A 15421-nucleotide genomic window follows, 5' to 3' on the forward strand; every position below is an offset into this window, starting at 1 on the left:
CACTCCAGCCTTCTGCGCCCGCAATCACGGCACACAGTGACGAAAACAGGATGTCAAATAAAGGATAGGTGACTTTCGCACTCTGGCGAGGGTCTTGGATTGCCGAAAAATGAAGGGTAAAGTTCTCAAGGCACATGATATAGGTTTTCACTCTCAAAAGAGAGTATAAGATCACAGTGCTTTATTTGAAGCAACCTATTTTATTTTTGGCTAAAAAACATTCGTGATCTTGCCCTGGTTTTAGCGCGTTACTCTTCAATTAACACAATCAATCTATCCTCTAAAGCACAAAATATCAACATGCGGGGTACTCATGCTAAATGGACGATATTATCAGATAGTTAAACGATCTATACCAATAATGCCAGATGGGATAAGCTTTACCTAATTGTTGTACTAGCTGATTATTAGGATATAAAAATGAATCTCTACGGACTTGTTGCTGATATTGGCGGCACCAATGCCAGATTAGCACTTTGCAATTTGGAAAATGGGGCTATTGAGCGGATCGAAACATATAGTGCAAAACAACACACGGGATTAGAGTTCATTATCAGTCACTATTTGGCGGAGCAAAAAACAGTAGTGACTTATGCATGTATCGCTATTGCTTGCCCGATAAATGGTGACTGGGTAGAAATGACCAATCACCAATGGGCATTTTCGATTAGTGAGCTGAAACAGACGCTTGGGCTAGAAAAATTAGATGTGATCAATGACTTCACGGCTGTATCTATGGCTATTCCAATGCTGACAGAAGAACATAAGGTTCAATTAGGCGGAGGAGAAGCGGTTAAAGACAAACCGATAGCGGTTTACGGGGCGGGGACTGGCCTTGGTGTAGCTCATTTGATCAAAGTAGACAAACAATGGGTAAGTTTGCCTGGTGAAGGTGGTCATGTAGATTTTGCAGCGAATAGTGAAGAACAAGATGCAATATTGGCTGTTTTACGGCGTAAATTTGGGCATGTTTCGGTAGAAAGAATCTTGTCCGGTAGTGGGTTGGTAAACCTTTATCAGGCGATTGCTATCTTGGATCATCGTCAGCCGGAAGATTTAGAACCAGAAACCGTGACGCAACGAGCATTGGATGAAAGTTGTCAATATTGCCATCGTGCCTTGACACTATTTTGTGAAATTATGGGGCGATTTGGCGGAAATTTGGCGTTAAATATGGGGACTTTTGGTGGTGTGTATATCGCCGGTGGTATAGTGCCGCGATTCCTTGAGTTCTTTAAGCAATCGAACTTTCTTCATGGATTTGAAGATAAAGGGCGTTTTAAAACATTAGTACAACAGATTCCTGTTTATTTGATTACTCATCCACAACCAGGATTATTAGGTTCAGGTACCTATTTACGACAACAACTTTCACTTATTGATTAAATTATAAAGGCAGATATATACATTTCAAAATTAATGATTGTATATATCTGACTGAAATTTTATAAAACATCACCATTTCAACTGTATATTAATATTGAAAGCTATGGAAATCTATTTTATTTTCTAGTATTTATATGAAATCTTGGTTTAATAATATTGTTTTGAATTTGTGGGAATAAATTTAAATAATAGATATTATGATTTATACAATTAATTGGGGGTTATTGTATCTATAATTCACATTGAAAACAGGATATGGAATTTTAGTTTAAAATCTTAATGCTATAAAATGGAATAATAATAACATTGCCAATTTTTTCATATAATTTATATGGTTACGATTTATTTTGGCAAGTGGTAAATATTATATTTAAATAAAAGGTGTGTAATTTACTAAAATGCATTTCCTGTAAAGATTTAATAGCAATAAACAGACATCTCCATGAATTTAAACTGTTTTACCGTCTATAATCAATTTTCCCCTTCGCTGCTTAATCTCCTTTGATTAAATTTATTGTCGGCAATGTTGCAACCAGGTTTTATCATTATCTGGGGGTAATCTCAGAATAAATCATTATGTGACTATCGACACCTAAATAGGTAGTATTAAAAGATTGATATGACATTTTACAATGAATAAATAGGTTTTGTGACATTCTTTACTATCATCATAAAAACTTTCTGTAATATAGCGATGATTTATTCTCCGGCTTGTGGGAAGTCTTTAACATGGTAATGAGATTTATATTCACAATATTTATGTAACTGATTGATTTATTTTAAATGAAAAGTGGATATTTTATTATGCTGTTTTTCATGTTTAAATACTTTTAAGTTATTGAAATTTTAATTGTTTTGTTTTTTCTTTTTATACTTTATAATCTGTCTAAATTTTTTATTTAGAACAGTACTGGATAGAAATGAAAACGATAGAAGTTGATGAAGACCTTTACCGCTATATTGCCAGCCACACACAACATATTGGTGAAAGTGCATCTGATATTTTACGGCGAATGTTGAAATTTAACGCCGAACAGCCAGTACAAAATGCACAACCTATCAGTGCCGTGGAGAAAGCGCCGGTAGCCCGCCAGCGTGATTCTGTCCGTGTGATGCGTGAATTGTTACTTTCAGATGACTATTCTGATAAGAAAAAATCTGTTGAGCGTTTTATGTTGATCTTATCTACATTATATAGCTTGAACAGTGAAAGTTTTTCCCAGACGACTGATGCTATGCATGGTCGTACCCGCGTTTATTTTGCTGGTGATCAACAGACATTACTCGCCAGTGGTAAACAAACTAAACCTCGTCACATTCCGGGCACACCTTTTTGGGTGATTACTAACACCAATACTGATCGTAAGCGTAATATGGTTGAGCAAATTATGCAGGATATGAAATTCTCAGCCAATTTTATCGACAAGGTATGTGGCACGATTTAACTGATTAAGGCTGTGCTGACACAAAGTGCAGCGCAGCTCTTGTCCAGGGGAGATTTAAAGTGGTAAATCATCCGCGTGCGGGACAGATTGCCCGCCAAAGTGATCTGATAAATGTAGCGCAGCTTACATCACAGTATTACACCTTACATCCTCAGCCGGAGAACTCTGAGCATAAGGTTAAATTTGGTACATCCGGTCATCGTGGCAGTTCTCAGCGTCACAGTTTTAATGAGGCGCATATTCTGGCAATTACTCAGGCTGTTGCAGAAGTTCGCAAGCAACGGGGAATCAATGGCCCTTGTTATGTGGGTAAAGATACCCATGCTTTATCAGAATCGGCATTTATTTCCGTATTGGAAGTCCTAACGGCTAACAGCGTCAATGTGATTGTGCAGGAAAATAATGGATTTACGCCAACACCTGCGATTTCTCATGCCATCCTTTGTTATAACCGCTTGGGGAAAGCGTTGGCTGACGGGATTGTTATTACCCCTTCCCATAATCCACCAGAAGACGGAGGGATTAAATATAACCCACCTGATGGCGGCCCGGCAGATACGGATTTGACAGCAATTATAGAACGTCGTGCGAATGAGTTGCTTGCAGAAGGTCTAAAAGGCATTAAACGCTTGCCATTTGTTCAGGTATTGAACAGCGAATATTTGCATCAGCAGGATTTAGTTGAGCCGTATGTTAGTGCGTTGGGCGATGTGGTTGATATGGCTGCTATCCAACAGGCTGGGCTGAAAATCGGTATTGATCCTTTAGGGGGTTCTGGCATTGCATTTTGGCAGCGTATCGGTGAGCGCTACAATTTGGATCTGACGTTGGTTAACGATCAAGTCGATCAGACATTTCGTTTTATGCACTTGGATCATGATGGCGTCATTCGTATGGATTGCTCGTCCCCTTGGGCAATGGCGGGTTTGTTAGCCATGCGCGATAAGTTTGATTTGGCTTTTGCAAACGATCCTGATTACGACCGCCACGGTATTGTCACTCCCGCCGGTTTGATGAATCCGAACCACTATCTGGCAACCGCGATAAATTACCTCTTCCGCCATCGTCCGCAATGGTCAGAGAGTGTTGCGGTAGGTAAAACATTGGTATCTAGCGCCATGATTGATCGGGTCGTCGCCGATCTTGGTCGCAAATTGGTGGAAGTGCCTGTAGGTTTTAAGTGGTTTGTTGATGGGTTGCATAAAGGTGAGTTAGGCTTTGGCGGAGAGGAGAGCGCGGGAGCTTCTTTCCTGCGTTTTGATGGTACGCCGTGGTCTACAGATAAAGATGGGATTATCTTGTGTTTACTGGCGGCAGAGATGACTGCGGTAACGGGGGAAAATCCGCAGCAGCATTACAATAAGTTGGCGGTTCGTTTCGGTACGCCAAGTTATAGCCGCATTCAGGCGTCGGCAACTTATCAGCAGAAGGCATTATTAGCCAAGTTATCGCCAGAAATGGTGAAAGCGGATAAGCTTGCTGGTGATCCAATCACAGCCCGGTTGACAAAAGCTTCTGGTAACGGAGCGTCAATAGGCGGCTTAAAAGTGATAACAGAAAACGGCTGGTTTGCCGCTCGCCCATCGGGGACAGAAGAAGCCTACAAAATTTATTGTGAAAGCCTCCTTGGTCCTGAGCACCGGCAGAAAATTGAGCAGGAAGCACTGGATATCGTTAACCAGGTTTTTGCCGCAGGTTGATCTTTTATTCGATTAAAAAGAATCCGCAATGGTGAAATGGCTTTTGCGGATTTTTTATTTTTCAGCCCAAGGCAACCATTAATGCGCCGGCAGTGATCAGTGCAACACCACCTGCGGCCATAAATGATATCTTTTCACCAAATAAGATAACGGCCAAGATAACAGCAAACACGACACTGAGTTTATCAATCGGGGCAACCTGAGAAACATTGCCGTTTCTGATTGCCAGAAAGTAGAACAGCCATGACAATGCCCCCGCCACACCGCTTAAAACGATAAAAAGCAACGCCTTGCGATTTGCCAGCACTTCACTAACCAGATTTAATTTTCCCTGTACTACAACGACGCCGACAAGAAACAACGCCATAATGACTGCGCGTATTGCTGTTGCTGTATTGGCATCAAGATTTTGCAAACCGATTTTTCCGAAGATAGCGACCAAAGCGGCAGTAAACGCTGATAATAAGGCATAGACAAGCCAGGTACCCATCGCGAGTAATCCTTCATAGTTAGTATCAAATGAGTTGAGATGATAAGACAGTTCTCTTGGTTTGAATATACCATTACTCTCATTAAGGAAATTAAAGAATAAACTCATTACTAATCCCAATTTTAGTTATTGAATATTTTGGGCCTGTGAAATAGTTTCCAGTTTTAATCTCAGATGGCTTCATATAAATCTATAAATAATAATTATCCCCACCAGAGTTTAGCTATTAAACTAAAATACAATTTTATTTATCTATTTCACTTTGAATATAATATTACAGTTTATTTTGGGATTAGATTAAGCTGAGTTTTGATTGCTATTTGAATAGATAAAGATTGAACTGAAAGGTATCTATCTGAGATTAAAGGCCCTTTTTACCTGCGTTTTTGCCGGTTAAAGTGCAAAGTACTTATGTCATTATGTTGCTTACTAACATCACCAGCATTTGATCTACGTTTAACATGTAACAAAAGTGTCATATTTCGTTTGCAATTAACATCTGTTTTGATAATATATTAAGAATAAATCATATATCATTGGATTTGCTTTATCGTACAGATCATCCTAGTACTTTCCTCTACATTTTATTTTTTGTAGAGGAAAGTGGGTTTTATGTACTTTCATAAGTATTTTAAATGATTGTCTTAAAAGATATCAATATAAATAATATAAGAACATAGCAATGAAAAATTTTTCTCTTAATAATTATACATCCATACCGGCATGTATATGGGGTCTATTTCTGGGGACTTTTGTAACAAGATCAACATCAATGATGGTGTGGCCTTTTATATCCATCATATTATATACAAAGTTCCATTTTACTGCATCGATGATTGGATTAGTTCTCTCTTTATCCATTGCGATTTCATCAATATTAAGTTTTTATGCAGGCTATTTCTCTGATAAAGTCGGCCGGGCTAAGATCATCATTATTGGATGTCTTATATCTTCATTGGCATATTTAATATTATGGTTATCTGAACATCAGTCTGGTTTTATTATTGGCACTTTATTAGCGAATATTTCTTGGGCGCTGGTGAATAATCCAATAAAAGCCGTTATCGGTGATATTATTGAAGAAAAACAGGTAAGAGAGAATGCCATGTACTTAAGGTATTTATTTCTGAATGCGGGTGCGGTAGTCGGGCCTTATTTAGGGGTAAAATTAAGCCTGGATATTAATTCTATTTCTTTTCTGATTGTTTCGGTATCCTATGTGATCTTTATGATCCCTGTTTATCTGTTTGGTAAGAAAATAAAAATAAACTTAACAAATAATGATGACTTTAAAGGTACAATAAAGATTTTATTAAATGACCGTGTGTTTTTAATGTTGGTCATCAATAATATTCTCATGATGTTTATTTTTGGTCATTTTGATTCAACTTTGCCACAGTTAATTACTTCATTAGGATTTAATGGGTATGCTGAGTTTATTGCTTCGCTTATTATGTTACATGCGATAACTATTGTCGTTATGCAGTTACCGTTTTCCATGTTAACGCAAAAAATGGCGTTAGAAACGAAAATAAATATAGGGTCTGTATTACTCATTTTATCTGAATTTATGTTCTTTATTTCATTCAAGTATTATGATGTTTATTTATTGTGGTATATGGCTGCTTTTACCATGAGTATCAGTCAAACTATTTTGTTTCCGTGTGTGAATGTTTTTATTGATCGTTTGGCGCCAAATGATTTACGTGGCGCATATTTTGGTGCAGCGTCACTTTATAGTATTGGTTTTTCTATATCGCCGTTGGTTGGTGGTACTATTATTCAATTATTTGATGGTGGAGTGTTATTTCAATTATTAGCGATATTAAGTGTGTTGATGTTGGTAATTTTCTATCGGATGTTTAAACTAAGGGATAAACATGAAATTAATATTAGAAGAAGTCTCAAATCTTAGACCAACTGAATTACATTGTCCTGTTCGTGTCGAGCAGTTAATCGAAAAAGTTAAATTTGAAGGTTTCTGGACTCAACCAATCTGGATTGATGAAGCAACGAATGTGGTTATTGATGGTCATCATCGGCTTGAATTAGCCAAAACATTAAAATTAAGTTGCATTCCTTGTCTGGCATTTGATTATGAGAAGGAGCTATTGGTTTATTCCCGCAATGAGAATAAAACAATTAATCATAGTGATGTTATTAAGGCGGGTTTGGCTGGGAAACCTCTTGGTTATAAACAGACTCGTCATGAGTTTGCCGGAAATGTTATTGAAACACAAATTTCGTTAAAAATGTTAGGGTTTGTCAATGAATAAACAGTTTTATGATGTGGTAATGTGTGGTGCGGGGCCTGCGAATATTTCATTAATCCCGGATTTATTAAAAGATGAAGCCATAAAAAATTGTCTGATTTTAGAAAAAACAGAGATGGTGGGTTCTGGCTCATTAAAGAAATATAAAATTACCGCGAACTCTTTAGGTAGTGTATTTTTAGAGAAGTTTGACGGTTGTGATGACGAACTTAGTCAATATATAAGATCGACATCAGAGTGGGAACATTTTAGCGCCAATAGAGATAAGCCAGTTGAATTGAGATTTGTCGGCCAATATTTGGAGAGAATTGCCCGCTTTATTCAGGAAAACAAATATGGAGAGCGGTTTAATATTTTGACTGATGCGGAAGTAAAAAAGATTAAGCAGAATGAAGATGGTAACTACGATATAACTTATCATAAAGAGAATGAAGATTATATTGTATCAGCAAGAAAAGTACTGTTTAATATAGGTGGAACTCCAAACGAATCCAAATTATTGCATACTAGCAACAATATTACCTCAGGTGATTTCATTAAAGGTTTCTATGATGAAGTTATAAATAAAGGTGATATAAAAAGTATATCAATATTGGGTTCGTCACATAGTGCTGTTTCTTGTTTAATTCGGCTGATAGAGCAATTAAAGTTTACTGGTAAGATAAATGTTCTGGTTAATAAAGATTTTAAATTGTTCTTTGATTCACCTGCAAGTGCAGAATCTTACGGTTATGCTTTCACTCAGGAAGATATCTGTCCTTTAAGTGGGCGGGTTAACCGATATTCAGGTTTGAGATATGATTCTTTTGTATTTGCTCAAGAACTTAAAGAAAGAAGACATAAAAATATTTCTATTTTAAATATCTCAGAAATATCGAGTGACGAAGTTATGCAACGTATTAATTGTGATGATTTATTGATTCACTGTACGGGATATCACTCAAAACTTGTTGAAATTATTGATAAAAATAACATTACTCTTGAATTTAAAAGTGATAAATATGGTTTGTTGATCAACGAAAAATTAAATCCTGTATCAACGTCAGGTGAAGCGCTCAATAATTTTCATACATTTGGTCTGGGGGCTGGTGTAAAGACGGGTGGTGAAAATGGTGGTGAGGCAAGTTTCCACGGAAGAATTGATGGGGTTTGGGTATATCAGCATGTTATATATGACCTCGTATTTAATTAATATTTAATTCAATATCAATTTTATATCATTATTAACGGACTATATTTTAGGTTAATTATTATCTAAGAATAAAATAACCTTTTAACATCAATTTAAAATAATTTATTAAGACTATGAATAAAAAAACAGCAATCCTTCTCTGTGCCGGAAGAGGCAGCCGGTTATCTACCAGAACATCAAATAAACCAAAACCTTTGGTAGAAACAAATCAAACATCATTTATCGATAATGCGCTGAAAAATATCGAAGCTGTCGGTATTAAGAAAGTGATTATTGTGGTGGGTTATAAAAGTGATATTTTAATGTCTCATATTAAACAAAAGACATATAATCTGGATATTGAATTTGTTAATAGTGAAAAGTGGGAATCAACCAATAATATCTATTCTTTATATCTTGCCAGGAATTGGATTAAGCAAGATACGCTGATCCTTGAAGGGGATATCTTCTTCACAAAGAAATGTTTGGAAACAGTGATGTTAAAAGCAGGCGATCTCAATGTGCTTGTTTCTCCTCTTAGTGGCAATATGGAAGGGACTTATGCAAGAATAGATAAAGATAATATTATTGCATTAAATTCTACTAAGGATAGCCATTATCAGGTTGAAGAAGGTCAATATAAGACGGTAAATATTTATAATATTTGCACAGCCAATTTTGCTGAACATATTACTAAGGAATTGGAAAATTATGTTAGTAATGGGTCGACAGGGCTATATTATGAGGATATATTTAAACAGTCTTTACTGAATAATGTGGCTGAATTTAAAGCAACTATTGTTGATCATTCTCAATGGTATGAGGTAGATAACACTTATGATCTTACTATTTGTGACTTTATCTCAAGTAATAATAAATTAGATCTTATTCAAAATAGGCACGGTGGTTACTGGCGTTATCCTATTATTGACTTTGGCTTAATTTATAATTTCAACTTTCCACCTAAGAAATTGAAAAATGAAATAAAGAATAATTTTGATGAAATATTTTTAAATTATCCTGGTGGGAATCGTTTAGTCGAACATGCTTTATCTGAATTTATTGGGATAGAGAGAACGCAATTATGTATTGCAAATGGTGCTGCTGAGATAATTAAACGGCTTCCTGATGTTTATACAGGTAAAGTATTAGTCACGGTACCTTCATTTAATGAATATGCTAATTGCTTTGGTAAAGACAGAACAATATTTAGCTATAGTAAAGAGAGCAGAGATTTTGAGATAGATATTGATGAACTATTAACGTTGGCGAAAGAAGAACAGCCAAATGTGGTAGTGATTGAATCACCAAATAATCCGACAGGTAAACTGACACCTATTGATAGTCTGTTATATTTGGCTGGCGAATTGTTAGCATTAAATATCCACTTAATTGTTGATGAGTCTTTCTTGGATTTCTCTAAAATGCGTGATAATACAATATTAATGCATTTAGATAACTATAAGAATTTATCTGTCATTCGCAGTATGAGTAAAACCTTCGGGATTGGTGGTATTCGTATCGGATATATTGCCACTGCAAATCAGGAATTACTTAGTAAAATAAGAGCGGTATTACCCATTTGGAATATTAATGGTTTTGCTGAAGAGTTTTTATTGAGATTACCTCAATATAGAGAGAGTTATAAATTAAGTTGTGAACAAGTGATTATTGATACGTTAAAATTACAGCAAGAATTAAATTCAATCGAAGGTATTACTGCCTATGAAACGGATTCTAATTTTGTTTACTGTAAATTGCATGTTTCTGATGCAAAAACGATATCACAGTTACTTTTAGATATTCATGGGTTATATGTAAAAGAGTGTTCTGGCAAAGGAAATGTAGACTCTGATAGGTATTTGCGTATTTCTTGCCGAACACCAAGCGATAATGAAATTTTAATACGTTCATTGCGTATGGTGATGCAGGGACTAATTAATATTAGTGATATTAGAGTGGTTAAGGAAATTAACGAGGTTTGCGAATGAGTCATCCAAAAACAGTGGTAATTTGTGGTAAAGGAGAATTGGCAATTTTCATTTGTCAATATTTCTTAAATCATAAAGAGTATAAAATATTGCATGTGGTGGCAGATAAATTCGAACCTGTGAGTACTGATCAGACATTAATCGAATTCTGTTATAAAAATAATATTTCTGTTATTGAGGATAATAAGGTTGAGAATCTACCCGGCTATGACAGCGGTGATTTCACTTGTGATTTATGCTTTGTCGTGTTTCATAAGCGGATATTACCGTTAAAATTCATTAATTCTTGTAAGAGAATCTTGAATATCCATTTGTCCTATTTGCCTAAATATCGCGGCGTAAGGCCGGTAAACTGGGCTTTGAAAAATGGAGAACAGTCCCACGGTGTGACGATCCATGAAATTAATGAAGGTATTGACGCGGGGCCAATTGTCAATCAGATCTCATTTTCTATTTACCCTGAATTTGAAGAGGTTATTGATACTTATACAAGGGCTATTAACTATTCCAGACAATTATTCCTTGACACAATGCCAATATTGGAAAAAATAACTCCAAGACCTCAGATTGATTCAGAGGCAACAATTTATTATGAAAAGGATAATCATAGTCTGGAAGAAAGGATGACATTTACCAAGCAGGCATCGCTCGAATTGCTTAATAAAGCTTAGATGATAATTGCCCTTAATACTGGAACACTCTATGTACAATCTCATTGCCACAGATCTTGATGGAACGCTTCTTCTTCAAGGAGATACAATTGGTAAGTTTACCCGTAAAGTGCTTACTGATTTATCAAGTATGGGAAAGCAAATTGTATTTGCAACCGGCAGGCATCATGCTGATGTAAATTCCATTATTGGTGATTTTGATATACCTGTGCATTTGATTACTTCGAATGGCGCTAGATTAACCAGTGCTTGTAATAACTTGGATATTAGACAACATTTGCCAAGTCACGTCGTAAAAAGAGTGATTGAGGAAACGCAGGCGGATCAGGATTTAGTGATTAATATGTATTGTGGTTCCCAATGGTTAACCAGTGAGCTACACCATAGTTTCAATGATTTTAATCAGAATGATAATTTTAATCCCGCGGTTAGACAGGCTGGTGAAATGCCTTGTGATGCGGTTGAGAAAATCTTTTTCATTCACAAGATGAGAGATCATGATGCGTTGGTTAAATTAGAACGTCATTTAATTGATCTATTTTCTGATAATGTCAGTGTCGCTTTCTCATTTCCTTGGTGTCTAGAGGTAATGGGTAGTGGTGTTTCGAAGGGGCAGGCTTTAATTCAGTTAGCTGAGTTTCTTGACGTCCCAATCAATCAAACTATTGCGTTTGGCGATGGTATGAATGATGTAGAAATGCTTTCAACCGCCGCTAAAGGGGTCATCATGGGCACGGCACAGGATAGGGTTAAACAAGCGCTTCCGGGTGCCGATATTATTGGTTCTTGTTGCGAAGAGTCTGTCGCTTATTATTTATCTGAACATGTGTGTCAGGTGAAATAAGCTAAGTTTGGCTGAGAGATGTTAATTGCCTGAGACATGAAGAGATTCGATTTGTGTTTCAGGCATTAAGGCATAAACCGATAGCCAATGCCGGTTTCAGTCAGTAAATGTTTTGGTCTGGTTGGATCGGTTTCTAATTTTTGTCGTAAATGCCCCATATAAATCCGTAAATAATGGTTGTGTTCAACATAATTAGGGCCCCAAACCTGGTTGAGTAATTGGCGTTGGGTGAGTACTTTGCCGCTATTCGCCAATAATTCACCTAGTAACCGGAATTCAATCGGGGTGAGATGTAGTTCTTCATCGTTTTTGGTGATTCGGCGGTTAACCAGATCGACAACGACATCAGAAAAATGAACGATCGATTCTTCTTTATTAGTTCTGGCAAAACGACGTAAGGCAACCCGGACTCTTGCCAATAGCTCACTGATGCCAAAGGGTTTACTCAGATAGTCATCAGCGCCGACATCCAAGGCCGCAACTTTATCCGCTTCTTTATCACGGGCAGAGAGAACAATAACGGGTATTGAGCTCCACTGGCGCAGATCACGGATCAGGTTAATACCGTCACCATCCGGCAAGCCCAAATCAAGAATAATTAAGTCAGGCTTACGGGTTCCCGCTTCAATCAGGCCCCATTTCAGGGTATCACTGTCAAATACGCGATAGCCTTCACCTTCCAACGCTAGCCGGACAAAGCGTCGGATCTCTTTTTCATCTTCAATAATCAAAATGGTGTTATTACTGGTAATAATTACATCTCCTCAGTGATAATTTCAGGTGGCTTCTCTAACGGTAAAACAAAGTGAAAACTTGCTCCACCTTTTTCGTTATTGGTCGCCCAAATCTTTCCTTGGTGGATTTCAATAATTGCCCGGCAAATTGCCAATCCAAGGCCCACTCCGGGAATGGCGGACTCTTTACGAGCGCGGGAGAATTTATCGAAAATTAACTGTTCTTGTTCCGGGGGAATGCCTTTACCCGCATCCCAAACTTCAATATGAATCTGGTTTTTTTCTGTTGTCGCTTTGATGCCCAGTGGTGTTTGATCATCGGTATATTTGATTGCGTTTTCCAACAGGTTGATAAATACCCGCTCCAGTAAACTGGCATCACAATGCAACAGCAAATCGGATGGCAGGGAAACCGCGACTGGGTGACGGTTGAGCGCATATTCCAGAGAACGTAAGGTACTGCCGACGATCTCTTCCAGCGATTGCCATTCCAGATTGAGCTGAATTCCTCCCGATTGGATACGCGCCATGTCCAGTAAGTTATTAACCAGACGGGAAGTGCTGAGAATTTGTTGGCGGATCTGATTCACCTGTTTGGTATGTGGAGAGCCTTCGGCAGATAAATCTAACATCAGGATTTCCGCTTGTCCGAACAGGACTGTCAGCGGCGTGCGTAAATCGTGAGACAGGGCCGCCAGAAGCGAGTTACGTAACTGTTCCCGCTCTGTATCCAGCTTCGAGGATTCTGCCCGGCGTGAGAGTTGCAATCTTTCCAAGGCATTGGCGATGAGGCCGGTAAATGTTTGCAGTAATCGCTGTTGTTCAGGGATCAGTAACTGGCGCAAATAAGATGGCTCAATAGCCAATACAGCCAGTGTCTGAGAAGGTGTAGCAATAGGCTGTAGTTGGTAAGGTACGCTAGGTAGCGTATCGGTTCCCGCTCCGGCCGGCAGATTTTTATCAAAGCTCCATTTTGCAATGGCATCATCAATCAGCATATGACCGCCATTATTTGTCGTCAATTGATATAAGTTGCCATCGTCGTTGGGTAAAAAGAGGCCGGTTTTAGCCTGAAAACTATTGGTAAGAAAATGGTAGCTGGTGCGGGCAATATCTTCTTCATTCAGCGCTCGGCTCAGTTCACGGGTCATTTCATAGAGATTGCGGGTTCGTTGTTCGCGGTAACGGGCAATTCGCGCCTGATATCTCATTCCCGCTGTGAGGTTTCCAACGACGACGCCCACTATCAGCATGACACTAAAAGTCAGCAGGTATTGCATATCGGTAACAGCAAGAGACCAATGAGGCTGTACAAAGAAGATATCGAAACTAATAACATTAATAAAAGCGGCGAAGATTGAGGGTCGGTGTCCGTAAAATAGCGCAATAATGACGACGCCAAGCAGATAAAGTGTGACAAGATTGGCTTTATCAAGGGTCAGCAAGAATGTTCGGGAGAACAGGGTGATAAGTGTACAGAGCGCAATAGCGATTAAGCAGCCCTGAATCTGTACTCGCCATTTTTCACTCACAGGGCGGTTGTCATGCTCTTTATCCCATTGGCTGCGTTCTTCTAATGCGACAATGACCAGATCCAAATCTGGCCCTAGTTTTCCCAGTCGGTCAGCAAAACCTGGACGCCATTGCCAGCCAAATAGCTTCTGTTTGGAGGTACAGCGACGGCCTATCAGAATTTTGCCGAGGTTATGTTCTCTGGCATAACGTAATACCGCTTTTTCTTTGTTTGAATCGGAAAGTGTCGCGGTTTCAGCACCCAATTCATGCGCTAATCTGAGTGCTTTTAAAATAGTACGCCGTTTACCTTCGGGTAATTGGTACAGCTTTGGGGTTTCAACATAGATGGCGTGCCAGATACAGCCTAATCGGGCCGCAAGGCGAGCGGCGGTGCGGATGAGTTTCTCATTACCTGAGCTATTACCAATGCATAGTAGAAGATTATCACGGGTATGCCAGACCGGTTCAGGCCCTTGTGTGTCGCGGAAAGCACGCATTTGATCATCAACGCGATCAGCCGTCCGGCGTAAAGCGAGCTCCCGCAATGCAATCAAATTACCTTTGCGAAAAAAATTTTCGATGGCACGTTCTGCTTGGCTAGGAATATATACCTTACCTTCATGGAGCCGCTGGCGCAGATCATCTGGAGGCAGATCAACTAAGACAATTTCATTCGCCTGATCAAAGATGTGATCCGGGATAGTTTCCCTGACCCGGATACCGGTAATATCACCCACAACATCATTGAGGCTTTCCAGATGCTGAACATTGATGGTCGTCAGGACATCTATGCCAGCCTCAAGCAACTCTTCAACGTCCTGCCAGCGTTTGGGATGGCGGCTGGTGTGGGGATTACTGAATGCCAACTCATCCATCAAAATGATGGCCGGGTGACGGGCAATGGCGGCATCAAGATCAAAGGCGGTGGTTCTGCGCCGTCGGTAGTGGATCTGTTTAAGTGGCAGTTGTGGCAGACCATTAAGTAAAGCGGCAGTTCCTTGCCGCTCATGGGTTTCGACTACGCCGATAACCACATCCAGCCCCTGAGAACGCAATCTTTGCGCTTCCTGCAACATGGCGTAGGTTTTTCCCACGCCAGCGCAGGCCCCGAAAAATATTTTTAATTTACCGCGCTGTTTCTCGTTAACCAGTGTCAGTAATTCATCCGGGTTAGGGCGCTGTGGTTCGTGTTGATCCATGT

At 38.8% G+C, this 15421-nt stretch carries 13 protein-coding genes; 9 read left to right on the forward strand and 4 right to left on the reverse strand.

The window, feature by feature from the left end; genetic code table 11:
* On the reverse strand, positions 1 to 136 hold a 136-nt coding region (locus C6H66_RS05205; RefSeq protein ID WP_146111023.1), incomplete at its 3' end, for a transposase family protein.
* Between the two features lie 284 nt (positions 137 to 420).
* Here C6H66_RS05205 and glk point away from each other — a divergent pair.
* The 3 genes from glk (at position 421) to pgm (ending at position 4531) form a co-directional block, all read left to right on the forward strand.
* A complete protein-coding gene (gene glk / locus C6H66_RS05210; protein WP_105394986.1) occupies positions 421 to 1386 on the forward strand; it encodes a glucokinase in 966 nt (321 codons plus the stop codon).
* A 920-nt stretch (positions 1387 to 2306) separates the two neighbouring features.
* Positions 2307 to 2831 carry a replication initiation negative regulator SeqA gene (gene seqA, locus C6H66_RS05215; protein ID WP_036782502.1) on the forward strand — a complete coding sequence of 175 codons (525 nt, stop codon included), beginning with the start codon at positions 2307 to 2309 and terminating at the stop codon, positions 2829 to 2831.
* A gap of 59 nt (positions 2832 to 2890) precedes the next feature.
* Complete coding sequence (gene pgm / locus C6H66_RS05220) at positions 2891 to 4531, forward strand: phosphoglucomutase (alpha-D-glucose-1,6-bisphosphate-dependent) (RefSeq protein ID WP_105394987.1); 1641 nt, start codon at positions 2891 to 2893, stop codon at positions 4529 to 4531.
* Between the two features lie 61 nt (positions 4532 to 4592).
* On the opposite strand, the gene C6H66_RS05225 is transcribed toward pgm, so the two are convergent.
* Positions 4593 to 5021, reverse strand: coding sequence for an EamA family transporter (locus C6H66_RS05225; protein WP_105395038.1), 429 nt, complete (start codon positions 5019 to 5021; stop codon positions 4593 to 4595).
* A 682-nt stretch (positions 5022 to 5703) separates the two neighbouring features.
* Between C6H66_RS05225 and C6H66_RS05230 the strand changes: the two genes are divergently transcribed.
* From C6H66_RS05230 to C6H66_RS05255, 6 genes are all read left to right on the forward strand, one after another.
* Positions 5704 to 6936 (forward strand): MFS transporter, encoded by a 1233-nt coding sequence (locus C6H66_RS05230; RefSeq protein WP_105394988.1) that lies wholly within the window; start codon positions 5704 to 5706, stop codon positions 6934 to 6936.
* Positions 6902 to 7297, forward strand: a complete 396-nt coding sequence (locus tag C6H66_RS05235; protein ID WP_105394989.1) for a ParB N-terminal domain-containing protein — start codon at positions 6902 to 6904, stop codon at positions 7295 to 7297. Before C6H66_RS05230 ends, C6H66_RS05235 begins: the two co-directional genes overlap by 35 nt.
* Complete coding sequence (locus tag C6H66_RS05240) at positions 7290 to 8486, forward strand: SidA/IucD/PvdA family monooxygenase (RefSeq protein WP_105394990.1); 1197 nt, start codon at positions 7290 to 7292, stop codon at positions 8484 to 8486. Before C6H66_RS05235 ends, C6H66_RS05240 begins: the two co-directional genes overlap by 8 nt.
* A 113-nt stretch (positions 8487 to 8599) precedes the next feature.
* Positions 8600 to 10456 carry an aminotransferase class I/II-fold pyridoxal phosphate-dependent enzyme gene (locus C6H66_RS05245; RefSeq protein WP_105394991.1) on the forward strand — a complete coding sequence of 619 codons (1857 nt, stop codon included), beginning with the start codon at positions 8600 to 8602 and terminating at the stop codon, positions 10454 to 10456.
* Positions 10453 to 11127: a formyl transferase gene (locus C6H66_RS05250; RefSeq protein WP_105394992.1), complete on the forward strand. Its 675-nt coding sequence runs from the start codon at positions 10453 to 10455 to the stop codon at positions 11125 to 11127. The genes C6H66_RS05245 and C6H66_RS05250 overlap by 4 nt, the downstream gene beginning before the upstream one ends.
* A 31-nt stretch (positions 11128 to 11158) precedes the next feature.
* Positions 11159 to 11971 (forward strand): Cof-type HAD-IIB family hydrolase, encoded by an 813-nt coding sequence (locus C6H66_RS05255; RefSeq protein WP_105394993.1) that lies wholly within the window; start codon positions 11159 to 11161, stop codon positions 11969 to 11971.
* Positions 11972 to 12036: 65 nt separating this feature from the next.
* Here C6H66_RS05255 and kdpE read toward each other — a convergent pair whose 3' ends face one another.
* Entirely contained in the window at positions 12037 to 12702 is a 666-nt protein-coding gene (gene kdpE / locus C6H66_RS05260; protein WP_246550781.1) for a two-component system response regulator KdpE, read from the reverse strand.
* A gap of 23 nt (positions 12703 to 12725) precedes the next feature.
* Positions 12726 to 15419: a two-component system sensor histidine kinase KdpD gene (kdpD, locus tag C6H66_RS05265; protein ID WP_105394994.1), complete on the reverse strand. Its 2694-nt coding sequence runs from the start codon at positions 15417 to 15419 to the stop codon at positions 12726 to 12728.
* Between the last annotated feature and the right edge of the window lie 2 nt (positions 15420 to 15421).

The organism is Photorhabdus hindustanensis (genome assembly GCF_002968995.1).
GTDB classification, from domain to species: Bacteria; Pseudomonadota; Gammaproteobacteria; order Enterobacterales; family Enterobacteriaceae; genus Photorhabdus; species Photorhabdus akhurstii.